The organism is Paenibacillus dendritiformis (assembly GCF_945605565.1).
In the GTDB taxonomy this organism is placed as follows: Bacteria; Bacillota; Bacilli; order Paenibacillales; family Paenibacillaceae; genus Paenibacillus_B; species Paenibacillus_B dendritiformis_A.
In genome coordinates, this window is the sequence record NZ_OX216966.1 from 6,543,516 (window position 1) to 6,562,598 (window position 19,083).

At 57.0% G+C, this 19,083-nt stretch carries 1 protein-coding gene; it reads right to left on the minus strand.

The genetic code is table 11. The annotated features are described in order from the left end of the window. Nucleotides 1-267: 267 nt before the first annotated feature. Nucleotides 268-19,083, minus strand: coding sequence for a non-ribosomal peptide synthase/polyketide synthase (locus NNL35_RS29495; protein ID WP_254553957.1), 18,816 nt, complete (start codon nt 19,081-19,083; stop codon nt 268-270).

Consider the following 19,083-nt stretch of genomic DNA (forward strand, 5'->3'; position numbering starts at 1 on the left):
ACGATCGACAATTACTTCTATTCGTTTTTCGGGTATTCGGATTTATGGTGGAATTATCTCTGTTTAAATGGTTTGATTCTTAGTATACCGCAAAGGTAAACTAAGATTTCTGTTGTGTTTTGTCGATTTTCCAATAAATTGAAATCGTTACTCAGCGGCACTTGACCTCAGATTCCTGTGGTGGATTTTTCCCTTTCATTTGGAAAAAAACACCCGGCAGGATGCGTACCGAGAGAAATACGGCATACACCCAAGCCGGGTAAGGGATTAGAAAATAATATCAATGGCCTCTAGCACATCTTGCTCCTGTTCGGATTGCCCGTTCAGGGAAATATCCTTCAACAGCACCGAAGGCTGTTCGCAAATTTGGGTGATGATCACGAGCAGGTCCTGAGCGAAATTGTCGATCAGATTGCGCGTAAACAACTTGGTCGCATATTCAAACTGCCCGTTCATTCCCTCATCCAGCAACGAAATGACCAAGGTAAGATCAAATTGGGAAACCGTATGAGTTTCCGGATAAGATTCGATCTTGATATCCCCGAAGCTTTGAACGTTATCTTCCTTCGTTTCCAGAGCAAACATGACATCGAATACAGGATTGCGGCTTTGATCTCGCGGCGCCTGCAGCTTTTTCACAAGCTCCTCGAACGGATAATCCTGGTGGTCATAGGCCCCCAGCATCGTTTCTTTGACTTCGTTCAAGTAGGCGAGGAACGTCTTCTCCCCGGACGGATAATGGCGAATCGCCAAAGTGTTGACAAACATTCCGATGAGCGGCTCCAGGTCGGCATGTGTGCGGCCCGAAACCGGCGTGCCTACAATGAAGTCTTCTTGTCCCGAGTACTTGCTGAGCAGGATCGAATAGACCGTCGATAACACCATATAAAGGGTGGCACCGTTATCATCGGCGATGCGCTGCAAGCTGTCGGTCATCTGCTTGTCGATGCTGAAAGGCAGCACATCTCCCTCAAAGCTGCGAGCGGCAGGTCTGACAAAGTCCGTAGGCAGTTCAAGCGTCGGCAGTTCGCCTTCCAGCATCTCCAGCCAGTAGGCTTCCTGACGTTTCAGCCGCTCTTTTACAGGTTCGGACTGCTGCCAAGCGGCGAATTCCTTGTATTGAATCCGAAGCGGTTCCAGCGTCTCGCCGTTATACAGGCGCAGCAGCTCTTCGACGAAGATGCCCATCGACATGCCATCCGTGACGATATGATGAATGTCCAGCATGAGCAGATGCCGCTCCGCTTCCCATTCGACTAAGCCCACACGCAGCAGCGGCGGCCGCTCCAAATCAAAGACGCGCACAAAGCCGTCTGCGATGCTCTTCGTTTCACTTTCCGTCGCTTTCGTATACTCGACGGCAAACTTCAAGTCCGGATAAATCCGTTGTACCGGTTCGCCGTCGACCATTTCGAAGCCGGTTCGCAAAATTTCGTGACGAGCGATCAATCCTTTGAGCGCCGCCTCGAATTGATTCCGTTCCAAGCGCCCGACGAGAACCGTCATGCCGGACATGTTGTAGCTAAGCTCGGCGCCTTCCATCTGCTGCTGGATGTACAGCCGTTTTTGCACGGAGGAAAGCGGATAGTGATCCCTCTTATCCAGAACCGGAATGGAGAGGTGTTCCTGCCGCTCCAATTGGCTGATCGCTTCGGCCATCGCTTCGATGGTCGAGTGCCGGAACACATCGCGCAGCGGCAGGTCCACGCTCAACTCCTTGTGCACCTTGCTGACCAGCGTCGTCGCCCGCAGTGAGTGCCCGCCGAGGTCGAAGAAGTTGTCGTGAACGCCAATCTCCTTCGTAAGCCCCAGCACCTCCTGCCAAATACCCACCAGCTTCGTTTCCAGCTCATTGCGCGGTGCGACGTACTCCGTTCCGCTCCCTGCTTTCCCTTCCGGCGCCGGCAGCGCCTTCCGGTCAATCTTTCCGTTCGGCGTCAGAGGCAGGCGCTCCAGCTCGACGAAGTACGACGGGATCATGTAACCCGGCAGCTCGCTGGAGATCGCCCGTTTCAGGTCTGCCACCGTCAGTTCGCCATCCGTTGTGTAGTACGCGCACAGCGCTTTCTGCCCGTTTGCGTCACTTCGAACCAACACCACTGCTTCGCGCACGCCTTCCACCCGCAGCAGCTGCGACTCGATCTCGCCCATCTCAATCCGGTACCCCCGGATTTTCGCCTGATTGTCGATCCGGCCGATGAAGTCCACGTTGCCGTCCTCCATCCACCGCGCCAAGTCTCCCGTGCGGTACAGCCGCTCGCTCGCGACGAACGGGCTGTCTACGAACTTCTCTTCTGTCAACTCCGGACGGTTCAAGTACCCGCGCGCTACCCCGACTCCGCCGATAACCAGCTCGCCCAGCACCCCGACCGGCACCGGGTTCAGGTGCGCATCCACAATGTAGAATTTTGCATTCAGCCACGCTTTGCCGATCGGCACATTGCCTGTCTGTGGCAGCTTCGCCAGCTCCTCGTCGTAGAAGCTGGAGTCGATCGCCGCTTCCGTCACGCCGTATGCGTTGATGATCCGGAACAACGAGCCGAAGCGTTCCTGCAAGGTCCGGTAATCCGCCACGCTGCAGCTGTCCGAGCTCGTGATCAACAGCTCCATCCCGCTCATATCCAGCCCCTGCTCGTGCACGTACTCCAGGAACGGCACGATCAGCGCCGGCGTCGATTCGAAGACGGTGACCCGCTCCCGCTCCATCCAGTGGTGCAGACGAGACGGATCGATCCGGTCGTCCTTCGGCACAATCACCATCGTGCCTCCGTTGTATAGCGTCCGCGCGATATCTCCCACGAACACGTCGAACGAGAAGCTTGCGAGCTGCAGCAGCCGCACCGGGAACTGATCCAACCGGTATTCCCGCCGGTAGCCCGCCGCCGTGTTCACCAGGCTGCGGTGCTCGATCATGACGCCCTTCGGCTTGCCCGTCGTTCCCGACGTATAGATCACGTACGCCAGATCCTCCGGACGGGCTTCATGGAAGCTGCCCATGCCGACCTTCTGATGGCTCTCATCGCCGTCGTCCACAGCATCCGTCAGCTTGCCGGAGACCATGCCGGAGCCAATCGGCGCATTCGCCCGCTCCTCGCTGTACGACGCTTCGTCGTCGAGGTACAGCACCGCCGCCAGCGCCAGCTCCTCCTCGCCGAGCCAGGCTTCGGCGCGTTCTCGCAGCGGCGTTTGCGTCAGCAGCACCTTCGCTCCGCTGTCTTCAAGCATGAACCGCACGCGGTCTGCCGGATAATCCGGGTCGAGCGGCACATACGCCCCGCCCGCTTTCCAGACGGCCAGCACGGCCACCAGCAAGTCCACCGAACGCTCGGCGAGAATGCCGACGATCGTCTCCCGGCCGATGCCGCTTGCGCGCAGCGTGGCTGCCAAGCGGTTCGCCCGCACGTTCAGCTCCGCATACGTCAGCCGGTCGTTCTCGTACACGACGGCCTCCGCTTCCGGCGTCAGCTCCGCCTGTTCCTCGAACAGCCGGTGGAACGCGGCCGCAGGAGCCGCTTCCGGCTGCGCCGGGTTAAACGCGCCGAGAATTTGCTCTTTTTCCGCCGGTGTCAAAATGCCCAGCTCGCCAATAGTCGCCGACGGGTTGCGGAGAATGGATTCAAGCAGCTGCAAGTAGTGAGCGGCCAATTTCTCCACCGTTTCGGTTTTATAAAGAGCAGTGGCGTATTCAAACAAATATTCCAAGCCTTCCTCGATCTCCGTGACGTCCAGGCTGAGATCGAATTTAGAAACAATCTCCTCGCTGGTATACGTTGACAAATGCAGTCCAGGAAGCTCGATTTCCAAATTCTCTGTATTCTGCAAAGCAAACATCGTATCGAACAGCGGATTGCGGCTTAAATCGCGAGCCACGTTCACCTTATCCACCAGTTCCTCAAACGGATAATTCTGATGTTCAAAAGCGCCCAGCGTCGTCTCCTTGATTTCCTTCAAGTAGTCAAGGAACGTCTTACCGGCAGTCGGATAACTGCGGATGGCCAGAGTATTGACGAACATCCCGATCAACGGCTGAACGTCGCTGTGATTTCTTCCCGCAATCGGTGTACCGACCACCACGTCTTCTTGTCCTGTATATTTATGCAGAAGCACGTTATACGCCGCAAGCAGAACCATGTAAAGCGTTGCGCCGTTCTCGGCTGCAAGCCGTTTCAGACCCTCGCTTTTCTCCTTATGCATAAACAATTGCAGCGTGCGGCCCTCGTAGCTCTGCATAGCCGGGCGTGGATAGTCCGTCGGCAATTCCAAAACCGGCAGCTCTCCGCGGAACATGTCGAGCCAGTAGGCTTCCTGCTTGGCAAGCTGAGCTTTCTGCTCGTCCGATTGCTGCCATACCGCATAATCTTTGTACTGAATGCGGAGCGGCTCCAACGGCTCCCCGCTGTACAAGCGGACGAACTCGTCGATCAGTACGTCCATCGAAACGCCGTCAGATACGATATGATGCGTATCGAACATCAGAATGTGCCTGTCCGGCGCCAGTTCGGCAAGGCCTACCCGCAGAAGTGGCGGCTTCGCCAGATCAAACGGACGAACGAATTGGCGCACCGTTTCTTCCGCCTGCTCCCCGCTAATCTGCACATATTCCACCTGGAAGGCGGCTTCTTCGTAAATCCGCTGAACTGCTTCGCCTTTTACCATCTCAAAGCCGGTACGCAGCGTTTCATGACGAGCTACGAGCCCGCGGAACGCTTCTTCAAACCGCTGCCGGTCGAGCTCCCCTTCGAGCAGCATTGCTCCCGGTATGTTGTAGCTCAGCTCGCCTCCTTCCAGCTGGTTCAAGATATAGAGACGTTTCTGAGCGGAAGATAGCGGGTAATACTCGCTAGGTTCCGCAGCCGGAATAGCCGTGAACGAGCCGATCTCCAGCCGCTCCATAGCCGCGGCCATTTCCTCAACTGTCGAGTAGCGGAATACGTCGCGAAGCGGGAATTCAATGCCTAGCTCCTTATGCATTTTGCTGACAAGCGTCGTCGCCCGCAGGGAGTGTCCGCCGAGGTCAAAGAAGTTGTCCGTTACGCCTACCGCCTTCTCCCGAACAAGCACCTCCTGCCAAATGGCGGCCAGCTTCGCCTCCAGTTCGGTGCGCGGCGCCACGTATTCGCGGCCTCCGTCTGCTCCCCCTTCCGGTGCCGGCAGCGCCTTCCGGTCGATTTTCCCGTTCGGCGTCAGAGGCAGGCGCTCCAGCTCGACGAAGTACGACGGGATCATGTACCCCGGCAGCTCGCTGGCAATCGCCCGCTTCAGGTCCGCCGCCGTCATGCCTTCTTCCGCTGTATAATAAGCGCACAAAGCTTTCTGACCTTCTTGATCTTCCCTGACGACAACGACCGCTTCCTTCACGCCACCTGCACTCAGCAGCTTTGCTTCAACTTCGCCCGTCTCAATCCGGTAGCCCCGGATTTTCGCCTGGTTGTCGATCCGGCCGATGAAGTCCACGTTCCCGTCCTCCATCCACCGCGCCAAGTCTCCCGTGCGGTACAGCCGCTCGCCCGCGGCGAACGGACTGTCTACGAACTTCTCTTCCGTCAGCTCCGGACGGTTCAAGTACCCGCGTGCTACCCCAACTCCGCCAATGACCAGCTCGCCCAGCACCCCGACCGGCACCGGGTTCAGATGCGCGTCCACAATGTAGAATTTCGCATTCAGCCACGCTTTGCCGATCGGCACATGGCCTGTCTGCGGCAGCTTCGTCAGTTCCTCGTCGTAGAAGCTAGAGTCGATCGCCGCTTCCGTCACGCCGTATGCGTTGATGATCCGGAACAATGAGCCGAAGCGTTCCTGCAAGGTCCGGTAATCCGCCACACTGCAGCTGTCCGAGCTTATAATCAACAGCTCCATCCCGCTCATATCCAACCGCTGATCGTGCACGTACTCCAGGAACGGCACGATCAGCGCCGGTGTAGATTCGAAGATGGTGACCCGCTCCCGCTCCATCCAGTGGTGCAGACGAGACGGATCGATCCGGTCGTCCTTCGGCACAATCACCATCGTGCCTCCGTTGTACAACGTCCGCGCGATATCTCCCACGAACACGTCGAACGAGAAGCTGGCGAGCTGCAGCAGGCGCACCGGGAACTGCTCCAACCGGTATTCCCGCCAGTAGCCCGCCGCCGTGTTCACCAGGCTGCGGTGCTCGATCATCACGCCCTTCGGCTTGCCCGTCGTTCCCGACGTATAGATCACGTACGCCAGATCCTCTGGACGGGCTTCATGGAAGCTGTCGGTGCCGACATGCTGATGGCTCTCATCGCCGTCGTCCACAGCATCCGTCAGCTTGCCGGAGACCATGCCGGAGCCAATCGGCGCATTCGCCCGCTCCTCGCTGTACGACGCTTCGTCGTCGAGGTAGAGCACCGCTGCCAGCGCCAGCTCCTCTTCGCCAAGCCAGGCTTCGGCACGCTCTCGCAGCACCGTTTGCGTCAGCAGTACCTTCGCTCCGCTGTCTTCGAGCATGAACCGCACACGGTCTGCCGGATAATCCGGGTCGAGCGGCACATACGCCCCGCCCGCTTTCCAGACGGCCAGCACGGCCACCAGCAAGTCCACCGAACGCTCGGCGAGAATGCCGACGATTGACTCCCGGCCGATGCCGCTTGCGCGCAGCGTAGCCGCCAAGCGGTTCGCCCGCTCGTTCAGCTCCGCATACGTCAGCCGGTCATTCTCGTACACGACGGCCGCCGCTTCGGGTGTGCGCTCCGCCTGTTCCTCGAACAGCCGGTGGAACGCGGCCGCAGGAGCCGCTTCCGGCTGCGCCGGGTTGAACGCGCCGAGAATTTGGTCTTTTTCCGCTGGTGTCAAAAGCTCCAACTGATTCACGCGGATGTTCGGGTTAGCCGCAACCTTCTCCAGTGCCCGGGCAAAGTGACCGTGGATCTGCCTGATGTCTTCCTCTCTGAACGTCAGCGCATTGTACGTAAACCGCAGCAAAATATGCTCTTCCGGAATGACGGTAATGTCCAGGTCGTAGTTCGTTTGCTCCGGCGACTGGATATTAGCGATTTTCAGCGCTTCTTTGTCTCCGCCGACCACCTGCTCAATCTGTTCTTCCATCGGATAATTTTCAAAGACCATAATATGGTTGATCAAGTCGCGCTTTTGCTCGCTCAGCGACTGAATTTCGAACAGCGGGAACGTTTCGTAAGCTCCCGATGCCAGCGCTTGATCCTGGGTTTTTCTCAAGACATCGGCTACCGTCTCCTCGGCTTTGCCTTGAATACGGACCGGGATCGTATTAATAAACAGGCCGATCATGCTTTCGATGCCCGGAATTTCCGCCGGACGCCCGGATACGACGGAGCCGAATACGACATCCTCGCTGTTGTTGTATACCTGCAGAACCAGTCCCCATACGGTCTGCATGAACGTATTGAGCGTCACCTGCTGCTGGCGCGCCACCCGCTTGATTTGCCCGGTCAGTTCCTTGCTGAGTTCCACATCGAGTTCAGCCGCTTCAAAAGCGCCCTGCTTCAGCTGCGTTTTCTCCTGGGGCAGCTTGGTCTGCTGATCGTAACCCGCCAAATACTCGGACCAGTAACGCGAAGCTTTCGCGGCATCTTGAGCTTCCAGCCATTCGATATACCGGGAGTACGAGGTAACCGGAGGAAGCTCCAGCGTCCGCTTCTCCTGGAACGCGAAGTAGGTGTCGAACACTTCCTTGATCATGAAGGACATGCACCAGCCGTCCATCAAAATGTGATGATGACTCCAGATCACATGGTAGGACTCGTCGCCCGTGCGCAATACCGTCACGCGCATAAGAGAGCCTCGGGCCAAATCGAACTTGTTCGCTTTATCCGCGCTGACGAAATCGGCTATCGTCTTCTCCAGGTCTTCATCGCTTACCGAGCGAATATCTTCGAAGTACACTTCACACTTCCGCTCGCGGAATACCACTTGAATCGGCTCGTCTCTCCAGCCGGTAATAAAGTTGGTCCGCAGCGCCTCATTCCGCTGCACCAGCGTATCCAATCCTTGGGTGAAGGCTTCGACATTCAGGCTTCCATACAGATCGAAGGTCACCTGTTCGAAGTAAGCTTCCGAATCGGCATCCAGCAGGCTGTGGAACAACATCCCTTTTTGCAGCGGAGTCAGGGTGTAAACATTCTCCAGTTCGCCGAGCGCCGCCGTATGTTCAGCCAGCCGCTCCAGTTCCTCCACCGTCACATCTTGAAGCAGAACGTCGCTAGGCGTAAGCTCCGGCCGCTCTTTCGATACGCAATGGCTGATGACTTCACGCAAGCTCGATTGAAGCAGGGTGCCCAGGCGCTCTACCGTTTCCCGTTTATACTGGGTTTCCCCATAACGGATCGTGAGTTCCAGCACTCCTTCCGACACCATACCATTGATATCGAGGACAAAATCCATCACTGCATTCGGGCTTGAATCGGAGCCCGGGCTGAACGGAGACGGCTGCGAGCCGCTGCTTTCGTAATCCTGGTCGAACTGACCCAAATAGTTAAAGCTGATCTCCGGCTCCAAAGCGAAGCGCTCGCCGTCACGCGGCACCGACAAATAACGCAGGATGCCGTAGCCGATTCCTTTGTTCGGAATGCGGCGCAAGCTTTCTTTAACCTGTTTCACCTGGTGACCGAGCGCCTGGGCGTGACCCGGCTCCAGAACGATAGGGAATTGGCTTGTAAACCAGCCTACCGTGCGCGTAATGTCCACATCCGGCAAAATATCTTCCCGGCCGTGGCCTTCAAGATTCACCAGCACGCGTTCCCGGCCGCTCCAAGCTTGTACCGCGAGGCCAAGCGCGGCAAGCAGTAAGTCGTTCATTTCTGTATGGTAAGCACGGTGTGCCTGCTTCAACAGCTGTTCGGTTTCCTCCGCCGTCCAGCGGACGGTCACGAGCCCGCTGTCCTTCAGCTTGGATCTGCCTTGTTCAAAATCTTTCGGAAGCGGCTCATAGGTCAATTGCTCAATATGCTGCCAATACTCTCTCTCGCTTTCCATCGCCGGACCGTTCGCATAATCAGCGAGCTGTTTCGCCCACGTTTGGAATGAAGCCGTTTTGAGGGGCAGACGGATCGGCTGCCCTTGCAGCGCCTTTTCATAGCCGGCAGCAAAATCCTCAAGCAGAATCCGCCAGGATACGCCGTCTACGACCAAGTGATGGATCGCGACGAGCAGGTGGTCGCCGTCGTCGCAGCGGAACAAGCCGAGCTTCACCAGCGGACCGTTCTCCAGATCGATGCTCGCTTGAATGTCATTCGCCTTAGCCTCTACCGCTTCTTTCACGTCGCCGACTCCCTTGCAATCGACAACTTCCAGATCGAACAGCGCTTCGTTCTCCCCGGCGCCGCGGTTCCAGGCCATATAGCCGTTCTCGGTTTGGCGGTAAACCGTACGGAGAGCATCGTGATGCACGACAAGCTGACGCACCGCTTGGCGTAAAGCTTCTTCGTCAAAGCCATGCTTGGAGAACTGCATAAACGCCTGGTTGCTGTGATGCAAGTCGGCCGGGTTTTGTTCAAAGAACCAGCGCTGAATCGGGGTCAAGATGACCTCTCCCGTCACTTCGGCCTGGCTTGCCGTTCTCTCCGCCGTTTGCAGTTGCAAACTAAGGGTGGAAATCGTCGGGTAATGGAACAAATCTTTCATGACCAGCTTGTACCCCGTTTGCAAAAGACGGGACGATACCTGCAAGGCCTTGATCGAATCGCCGCCGAGCGCAAAGAAATTGTCCATCGTGCCGACCTGATCCACGCCCAGCACCGACTGCCAGACCGACGCAAGTGCTTGCTCGGCAGGAGTACGAGGCGCCGTGTATGCAGCCTCGGCACGAATGCTTCCTTCCGGCACAGGCAGCGCTTTACGGTCGATCTTCCCGTTCGGCGTAAGCGGCATTTGATCCAGGCGCATGATGCGCGAAGGCACCATATGGGAAGGCAGCGCGGCGTCCAGATGGGCCACAAGCCCTTCCAGACCGAAGCTGGAATCCGCTACGACATACCCGCACAAATATTTCTGCCCCCGCTCGTCCGTCCGGTCGATGACAAGCGCTTGACGCACTCCGGCAACATTTTGCATAGCCGCTTCAATTTCTCCAAGCTCGATCCGATAGCCGTGAATTTTCACCTGATTGTCGATCCGGCCGATGAAGTCCACGTTGCCGTCCGGCATCCAGCGCGCCAGGTCGCCCGTCCGGTACAGCCGCTCCCCAGCGGCGAACGGGCTGTCTACGAATTTCTCCGCCGTCAAATCCGGGCGGTTCAAGTAACCGCGGGCCACACCCGCTCCGCCGATAATCAGCTCGCCCAACACCCCGATCGGTACCGGCTTCAGATTCGCATCCACGATGTAGAACTTGGCGTTCAGCCACGCTTTCCCGATCGGCACGCTGCCCGTCTTCGGCAGCTTCTCCAGCGGCTCGTCATAGAAGCTGGAGTCAATCGCCGCTTCCGTTACGCCGTAGCTGTTAATAATACGGAACTGCGAGCCGAAGCGCTCCTGCAAGGTGCGATAATCCGCTACGCTGCACGCATCCGAGCTTGTGATCAGCAGCTGCATCGAGCTGAGGTCCAGACCTTCAGCATGTACATGCTCCATGAACGGCACGATCAGCGCCGGAGTCGATTCGAACACCGTCACGGCGTAGTCGCGAATCCAGCCGTAGAGGCGGGTTGGATCGATCCGGTCGTCCTTCGGCACGATGACCATGGTGCCGCCGTTGTACAGCGTCCGCGCAATGTCGCCGACGAACACGTCGAACGAGAAGCTGGCGAGCTGCAGCAGCCGCACCGGGAACTGATCCAGGCGGTATTCCCGCCGGTAGCCCGCCGCCGTGTTCACCAGGCTGCGGTGCTCCACCGCCACGCCCTTCGGACGGCCCGTCGTACCGGAGGTGTAGATGACGTAAGCCAAATCGCGCGGCTTGTTCACATTCGCCGGATTCGATGCGAGATCCGCCGCTCCGAGGCTGTACGTCGCGGCGTCGTCAAGCGCAATCACCGTTTGCAGCGCTAGAGCTCCGTCGCTGCGCCAAGCTTCCGCCTGCTCCAGCAGGCCAGTCTGCGTGAGCAGCACCGACGCCCCGCTGTCCGCGAGCATATACTCGATCCGTTCCGCCGGATAGTCCGGGTCGAGCGGCACATAAGCGCCGCCCGCTTTCCATACGGCGAGCACCCCGATCAACAGCTCCGCCGAACGGCCGGCCAGAATGCCGACCACCTGCTCCGGCTTCACCCCGCGCGCCCGCAGCGCATACGCCAGACGATTCGCTTTGGCGTTCAGCTCCGCATACGTCAGCTTGCTGTCTTCATAGACAACCGCCAGCGCTCCCGGAGTGCGCTCCGCCTGCTCCTCGAACAGCTCGTGGAACGTTCTCTCTCTCCACGACTCATCCGCTTCCAAGCCTGTACCCTCTGCGGCGGGTTGCTTCGCAAGAACCGAAGACGACACGTCAAACCCGACCAGCAAATCATGCTTTTCGCTGTTCGTCAAGATATCCAAATCCGCAATACGCGCACCCGGCTGAGCCAGGATCGACGCCAAAAGCTGCTCGTAATGAGCCGCCAGCCGTACCATCGTTTCCTGTCTAAACAACGAGGTAGCGTACTCGATCTTGCAAACCAGCTCGTTATCGGCTTCCACGATATCTAAGCTGAGATCAAACTTTGCCGTCTTTTCCTCGATGTCGAACAGCGACCATTGCAAGCCTTCCAGGGTTAAATCCAAGCTTTCATGCTTTTGCAAAGAAAACATGGTGTCAAACAGCGGATTCCGGCTTAAATCCCGTCTCACCTGAAGAGCTTCCACCAGCTCCTCGAACGGATAGTCCTGGTGCTCATAGGCTCCAAGCGTCGTTTCCTTCACTTCCTGCAAGTAATCCAGGAACGTCCGCTCCGCCGCCGGACTCAAGCGAAGGGCCAGTGTATTGACGAACATGCCGATAATCGGCTGCAGGTCGGCGTGAGAACGGGCGGCAATCGGAGTGCCGACCACTATATCTTCCTGTCCCGCGTATTTATGAAGCAATACGGAGTACGCAGCCAGCAAAAGCATGTACAGCGTCGCCCCCGAATCGCCGGCAAGCCGTTTGAGAGCTTCGCTTTTCTCCGCATCCAGCGTAAACGTGAGCGTCTGACCGTCAAACTGCTGGACGGCCGGGCGGGAGAAGTCGAGAGGCAGCTCAAGAACCGGAAGCTCGGAGCTGAATACCCCGCGCCAGTATTCCTCCTGCCGTTGGATGCGCTGGCGCTGCTCCTCGGATTGCTGCCAAACGGCGTAATCCTTGTATTGAATCCGCAGCTCCGGCAATTCTTCTCCATTGTAAAGCCGCACGAATTCGCGCAGCAGCACGTCCATGGAAAGGCCGTCCGAACCAATATGATGAATATCCAGCGCGAGCAGGAATTTCTCTTTCTCCAGTTCGATCAGCAGGGCGCGCAGCAAAGGCGGCTGGGTCAAGTCAAAAGGCTGAATGAAGCCTTCAAGAATGGCCGCAACCTGATCTTCGCTTGCTTGAAGCTTCTGGAGCTTAAAAGCTGCGAGCGGATGAATACGCTGAACCGGCTCCCCATCCACGATTTCAAAACCGGTGCGCAGCATATCGTGACGAGCCACTAAAGTAGTCAGCGCCTTTTCCACTTTAGCCTCATTCAAAGCCCCTTCCAATTGCAAGGCGCTTGGGAGGTTGTAATTCAGCTCCGAGTCATCCAGCTGGTGCAGGACGTACAGCCTTTTTTGCGCGGAGGAAACCGGATAGTACGCTTTCTTTTCCGCTTTCGGAATCGAGCTGTGCTGCGTTTCTTCCAAGCTGGCAATAGCCCCGGCCATCGACTCTACCGTCATATAGCGGAACACATCGCGCAGCGGAAGTTCGACGTTCATTTCCTTCCGAATCTTGCTGACAAGGTTCGTCGCCCGCAAGGAGTGGCCTCCGAGCTCAAAGAAATTGTCCAGGACTCCAATGCCGGAGTAACCCAGCACTTCCTCCCAGATCTTCACAAGCTGGGACTCCGTCCGGTTACGCGGCGCTACGTATTCGACGCCCGTTTGTATGCCGCCTTGCGGCTCCGGCAGCGCTTTGCGGTCCACTTTGCCGTTGGATGTCAGCGGCATACGCTCCAGCTGCACGAAGTACGACGGGATCATGTACCCCGGCATTTCCTTGGCCAGTGAGGTTCTCATTTCACTGACCGTCAGTGTCCGGTCCGCCACAAAGTAGGCGACAAGCGCCTTCTCGCCCCCGCCGTCCTGACGGGCAAGCACCACCGCTTCTTCCACGGCCTCAACGTTCAGAAGCTGCGTCTCAATTTCGTCCAGCTCGATCCGGTACCCGCGGATTTTCACCTGGTGGTCGATCCGGCCCAGGTATTCGATGTTGCCGTCCGGCAGCCAAGCCGCCAAGTCGCCCGAGCGGTACAGCTTCTCCCCCTCCGCAAACGGGGAATCGACGAACTTCTCCGCCGTCAGATCCGGACGGTTCAGGTATCCTCTCGCCAGGCCTTCCCCGGCCACGTACATTTCGCCCGCTACGCCGATCGGCAGTGGGCGGCGGTTTTCATCCAGGATGTACACGCTCAGCGTCGGGATCGGCTTGCCGATATTGCTCTTCGCCGCCTCCATTTCGACCCACGTAATTTCCTTATACGTCACGTGAACCGTCGTCTCGGTAATGCCGTACATATTGATCAGCTTCGTCTCCGGGTACTTCGTCTTGAAGCCCTTGAGCAGCAGCGGACTCAGCGCTTCGCCCCCGAAGATGACGTTGCGAATCCGCAGATCGTACGGATGGTCCGCCAAGACCTTACGCAGCAGCTGGTAGAAGTACGTTGGCGTCTGGTTCAAAATCGTGACCTGTTCGCGGCCCAGCAGCGCCAGAAAATCGGCCGGATTTTTCGCCGTGAGCGGCGGTACGATGACCAGCTTGCCTCCGTACAGCAGCGCTCCGTACATTTCCCAGACGGAGAAATCGAAGCAGAACGAGTGGAACAGCGTCCACGTGTCGGACGGCCCGAAGTCGAACAGGTTCTTGTCGTTGAACAAAAGGCGCACGACGTTCTTATGCTCGATCAGCGTTCCTTTCGGTCTGCCGGTCGTTCCCGACGTGTAGATAACATAAGCCAGGTTGCCCGGCCCGGAAATCGGCTCCAGGTTCAAAGTGTCCAGCGCACCTTCGGAGTCCGCCCCTCTGTTGCCCCAAACAAAATCATCCAATTCGAGGCGCGTTCCTGCGAAGTCGGTCTTCTCGTGCAGATGCTTTTGAATCAGCAATAACGGCGCGCCCGAATCCTCGATCATGAAGCGGATGCGCTCCTCCGGGTAGTCGGGATCGACAGGCACGTAGGCTCCGCCCGATTTGAGAATCGCCAGAATGCCGACGACCATATCGAGCGAGCGTTCGGCCAGAATCGCTACCAGCTGGTCCGCTTCTACTCCCGTCTCCCGCAGCTTCCGCGCAAGGCGGTTGGATCGCTCGTTCAGCTCGCGGTAGGTCAACTGCCGCTCATTCATAACGGCGGCCACGTTGTCCGGGTAAAGCTCCGCCTGCTCTTCGAACAAGCCGTGAATCGTCTGCTGCCGCGGGTAGTCCGCCTCCGAATCGTTGAAACCGCGCACCAGCAAGCGGATTTCCTCCTCCGTGAGCATTTCCAGCGAGGCAATATCCCCGTCCGGCGCTGCTGCGATGGTTTCGAGCAGTTTGTCATAATGTCTGGCGAACCGCTCCGCAGTCTCCTGTTTATACAAAGCCGTAGCGTACTCCAACCGACATTCAAGCTGACCGTCCAATTCCGAAATATCCATGAGCAGCTCGAACTTGGATGTTCGGTTCTCCAGCGGATAAAACGATTGCTCCAGCCCCTCGATGACAATTTGCTCGTTCTCCGTATTTTGCAGGGAGAAGAACGTATCAAAGAGCGGATTCCGGCCGGTCGCGCGCGGAATGTGAAGACTTTCCACCAAGTCTTCGAACAAATAATTTTGGTGTTCGAAAGCCCCGAGCGTGATGTCCTTGATTTCTTCCAGGTACGAAAGGTAAGGTTTGGAACGCTCTGGACGGCTGCGAATGGCCAGCGTGTTGATAAACATCCCTACGATCGGCTGCACTTCATCCTGCGTTCTTCCGGCAATCGGCGTTCCCACGATCAAATCTTCCTGACCCGAATATTTATGCATAAGGATGGAGTAAGCCGACAGCAGCACCATGTACAGGGTCGTCCCCGTCCGTGCCGCCAGCTCTTTCAGCTTCTCCGTCCTCTCTTTCCCGATATAAAACTTCACGGTCCGTCCGTCAAAACTTTGCACCGCAGGCCGCGGGAAGTCCGTCGGCAGCTCCAAGACCGGCAGCTCGCCCGACAGCTGTTCCAGCCAGTACTCCTTCTGCGGCTGGAGCATCTGCCCGTAGGCTTCGGAATGCTGCCAAACGGCATAATCTTTGTATTGAATGCCCAGTGGAGCCAGCTCCTCGCCCCGATACAGGCGGCTGAACTCGTCGAAGAGCAGCGCTGTCGAAATGCCGTCCGAGACGATATGGTGCATATCGAACAGCAGAATGTGGCGATCCTCGGCGACTTCGATCAGGCCGATGCGGAGAAGCGGCGGCTTGGTCAGATCAAACGGGCGATAGTAAGCTTCCACCACTTGTTCCGCTTCCCGCTCGCTTGCATGGAAATAATCAACAGCAAACTCCACCTCGTCATAGATGCGCTGCACAAGCTCGCCTTGAACCTGCTCGATCCCGGTACGCAGCGTCTCATGGCGCTGAATCAGCGCCCGGAACGCGTGCTCGGCGCGCATGCGGTCCAGCTTGCCTTCGAGAAGAAGCGCCGCCGACATATTGTAGCTGCGCTCGGCCCCGTCAAGCTGGCGCAGGACGTACAGACGCTTTTGCTCGGATGAAACCGGATAGTACTCGGCCTCAGCCGCCTTTGTAATCTCATACGCCTCCTGCTGCCTTAAACCGCCAATTCTTTGGGCCAGCTGTTCAATCGTGATGTAGCGGAAAACGTCCCGCAGCGGAACCTCGACTTGCAGTTCTTTCCTAATCTTGGAAACAAGCGCGGAAGCCCGCAAGGAATGACCACCCAAGTCAAAGAAATCGTCTTGGACTCCAACTCGCGCAATCCCCAGCACCTGCTGCCAAATGAGAGCAAGTCTTGTTTCCAGCGTTGTGCGAGGAGCCACATGCTCACGGCCTGCTTCTATCTCTCCGGTCGGTTCAGGCAGCGCTTTACGGTCAATTTTGCCGTTCGGTGTGAGCGGAAGCTTATCAAGAGACACCAGCCGGGCCGGGACCATATGCGCCGGCAGCTCTTGCTTCAATTGGGACAGCAGATCGCTCAGCTGCAAGGAAGCATCCCCCGCCACGTAGCCGCACAAATACTTTTGCCCCTGCTCGTCCGTACGGTCGGTCACCACAGCCTGCTTGACGCCCGGAAAACGCAGCAGGGCCGTTTCAATTTCGCCAAGTTCGATCCGGAACCCGCGAATTTTCACCTGATAGTCGATCCGGCCGATGAAGTCGACGTTGCCGTCTTCCAGCCAGCGGGCCAAATCGCCTGTCCGGTACAGACGTTCGCCCGGCACAAACGGGCTGTCCGCAAACTTCTCGGCGGTTAGGTCCGGACGGTTCCAGTACCCGCGCGCCACCCCGGCGCCGCCGATGACAAGCTCGCCCGGAACCCCTACAGGAACCGGCTTTAACGCGGCATCGACAATGTAAAACCGGGCGTTCAGCCAAGCTTTGCCGATCGGCACATGACCCGACGGCGGCAGCTTGTCCAGCGGCTCATCGTAAAAGCTGCTGTCAATGGCCGCTTCGGTAACGCCATAGCTGTTGATGATTCGAAATTGTCCGCCGAATCTTTCCTGCAGCAATCGGTAATCGGTGACACTGCAAGCATCCGAGCTGGTAATCAGCAACTGCATGGAGCTAACGTCCAGCCCTTCTTCATAAATATGCTGCATGAACGGCAGGATGAGCGCAGGCGTCGATTCGAATACCGTAATGTTTTGATCCCGAATCCAGCCGTATAAGCGGTTCGGGTCAATCCGGTCATCCTTCGGCACAATCACCATCGTGCCTCCGTTATACAGCGTCCGGGCGATGTCTCCGACGAACACGTCAAACGAGAAGCTGGCCAGCTGCAGCAGCCGCACCGGGAACTGATCCAATCGATACTCGCGACGGTACGCATCCGCCGTACTCACGAGACTACCGTGCTCGATCATGACGCCTTTCGGGCGTCCCGTCGTACCCGAGGTGTAAATCACATAAGCCAAGTCTTGCGGGGCGCTGCCGGCAGATTCAAATTCCCCGGCTAAGGCATCCCCGTTATAAATCTGTTCATCGTCCATGGCATAGACAGCTTGAAGCTTCAGCCGGTCATCGGCCAACCAACCTTCGGCCCGCTCCAACAGATGACGCTGCGTAAGCAGCACCGATGCTTCGCTATCGCTGAGCATGTATTCAATCCGCTCCGCCGGATAATCGGGGTCCAGCGGTACATAGGCACCGCCTGCTTTCCAAACGGCGAGCACCCCGACCAGCAGTTCCACCGAACGCTCCGCCCAGATCCCCGTAATCGTCTCCCTTCCGACGCCCTGTTCACGAAGGAGAGAAGCCAGTCGCTCGGCGCGTTCGTTCAATTCGCCGTAGGTCAGCTGTTTGTCCATGTAGACGACTGCCGGATGATCCGGAATTTCCCGGGCAAACTTTTCAACATACCGATGAAACGCTTCTCCCTCGCTCAGCCCTGCCACAGGCGGGTTAAACACGTTGAGAATGCGGTGTCTCTCCTCATCGCTCAGCAGAGAAATCTCGCGTACCGGCAGTTCGGGAGTCTGAAGAAACTGGTCCAGAACAGTTACATACTGTTCCATAATCCGATCAATCTCGGCCGTCTCGAACAGGCCGGTACGATAGGAAGCATGGAGAATGACATGGCCTTCACTCAGCATATGGTCGAAGCGCAGCAGCAAATCGTCCATCTCATGCCTAGCGAAGTGAGCCTCCAGACGCACCTTGATTTCTTCGTACTCCACGATTTTCAAAGGCAGATATTCCAGAGACGTGCGGAACAGCCCCGAAAGATCGTTGCGGCCGTGTTGTTCGCGTAAATCCTGAATCAATTGGTTATAAGGGTATTTCTGATACCGCAGATCCGCCGTATTTTCCTTGGAAACCGATTGGATCAAGGAAAGCACGTGCCCGTCTGGATTCAGACGAATCCGCGTAGCCACGGTGCTGACGAACATGCCGATCGTTTCTTTTTCCTTTTTGCTGGTGCGATTGGCGAAAACCGTGCCGACCGGAATATCGGTGCTGTCGGTCAGCTTGTACAATAAGGCATACATAGCGGACAAAAATAACGTATATAAGCTGACCTGATATTGTTCGCTGAAGGCCAGAATGCGTTCATACCGGGAACCGTCCAAAGTGATGGCCCGTTTATTGGATTCGCTGCCGATCGCGAATGGCGGATACGATTTAATGCCGGTCGTTTCAGGCAAAGTGCTGTACTTCGTCAGCCAGTATTCCTTGCCTTTTTGATACCGCTGCGATTGCTCATATTCACGCTCCGCGAAAATATAATCCAGATAGGAGGGGGCCTGGTAACTGCTGGAGATGCCTTTGCGCAGTTCCAGGTATTTTTCCATCACCGCATGCAGCAAGGCAGTGACGGACAAACCGTCGGCGATAATATGATTAATCGTCAAATTGAGCCATACTTGGCCGTTCGCGAAATGGATAATCGTAAATTGGTGGAGGTATTCGTCAAACACGCTGGCCGGTTTTTCGCTTACTTCTTTCACCCAAGCATAGAATTGTTCGGTTGTGTCTATTTCGAGGCGGCTTATCCTGGCTTGGACATTCTCCGGTTCTTCGAACCACTGCGTTGGATTTTGCAAATCCCCGCTAATGCGGATTCGGAAAGCGTCATAGGTTTTGACGATCTCTGCCGCCGCTTGCTCCAGAAGCTGTGTGTCGATCTTGCCCGTAATTTGGTAGGTCGCGGAAAGCATCGTGATGGACGTGCCCGGATTCATAATTTCCATGAACCATATCCGGCGCTGGGCTTGCGTTAATCCATATTGCTTGTTAGTATTCTCTCTCAC